Source organism: Aeromonas sp. PrichA-15, assembly GCF_017939245.1.
GTDB lineage: Bacteria > Pseudomonadota > Gammaproteobacteria > Enterobacterales > Aeromonadaceae > Aeromonas > Aeromonas caviae.
On the sequence record NZ_JAGKRH010000239.1, the window covers coordinates 1 to 1275 of the forward strand.

The window sequence follows — 1275 nt, forward strand, 5'->3', positions numbered from 1 at the left end:
CATGTGTTAGGCCTGCCGCCAGCGTTCAATCTGAGCCATGATCAAACTCTTCAATTTAAGTTTGGTTGCTTCGAAAAGCGGCTCAATGAATTGCTGAATTAACTGCTGCAACTAAAAGTTGCTTTGGTCACTTCATCAGACATTGATATCAAAAATTGTTTTTGATGCTCGATGCTGTGAGTGCCCACACAGATTGCTTGATTCAAATTGTTAAAGAGCGACGCAGCTTTTGGCTGCTGCGGGAGTGGCATTCTACTCAACCGCCGTCTCGAGTCAAGCCTTATTTTCAAAGGCTTTTCGAGGCTACCGACCGGGTTGTTTGCGTTGCCGCTTGCCCTGTCGATGGAGGCGCATTATAGGGAGCGAATTCGTTCTGGCAAGGAGATAATTGCAAAAAAATGACTTCCATCGTTCAACCGCTCACAAAGCCACCAAAAAGCATCTTAATCCAGCGAAATCAGCCTGTGACAGGCGCTGCAACGGCAAAATCATGCAGGTTGTCGTAGATGGCATCGGCCAGCTCAATCCCCGCATCAGTAATCGGCTTGCCTGTTCTGACCATTATCTTGTGACCGACCTTGGCATTGATGGCGGCTTTCAGGTCCGAAGGTTTGTCACCCACCATATAAGAGCGGTCCATGTCGATGCCCAACTCTTGCTGCGCCAACAGCAGCATGCCGGGTTCCGGTTTGCGGCAGTCGCAAGGGGCGCCGTGATCCGGGTGATGGGGGCAGAAGTAGATACCATCGAGATCCACATCCCGATCGGCCAATGACCAATCCATCCACTCGGTCAGGTTCATGAAGTCATCTTCCGTGAAGTAACCGCGGGCGATACCGGATTGGTTGGTCACCACGACCAGCAAATAGCCTTTTTTCTTCAGCAATTGCATGGCCTCAATCACCCCGGGTAGAAAATGGAAGTCATCAACCTGGCTGACATAACCCGTGTCTTTGTTGATGACACCATCGCGATCCAGAAAAATGGCGGGTTTACTCACAGCAGCTACCTCTATAGATGATTTCGCAAAAGTATCTCACAGGCCAATTAAAGTCCCAAAAGTAAAAGGGGTGGCCGAAGCCACCCCTTTCATGTGTGCATATAAAGTATCGATTAAGCGATAACTTTAGCTACAACACCAGCACCTACGGTACGGCCACCTTCACGGATGGCGAAACGCAGGCCGTCGTCCATCGCGATCGGGGCAATCAGGGTAACAACCATCTTGATGTTGTCGCCCGGCATGACCATCTCTACGCCTTCCGGCAGTTCGAT

The 1275-nt window shown here is 50.3% G+C and carries 1 protein-coding gene and 1 pseudogene; both read right to left on the reverse strand.

Going from position 1 to position 1275, the window contains the following annotated elements:
- Positions 1 to 457: 457 nt before the first annotated feature.
- Entirely contained in the window at positions 458 to 1000 is a 543-nt protein-coding gene (gene gmhB, locus J9889_RS20225; RefSeq protein WP_010675946.1) for a D-glycero-beta-D-manno-heptose 1,7-bisphosphate 7-phosphatase, read from the reverse strand.
- A 113-nt stretch (positions 1001 to 1113) separates the two neighbouring features.
- Positions 1114 to 1275: pseudogene (gene tuf / locus J9889_RS20230) on the reverse strand (elongation factor Tu); the annotation flags it as partial.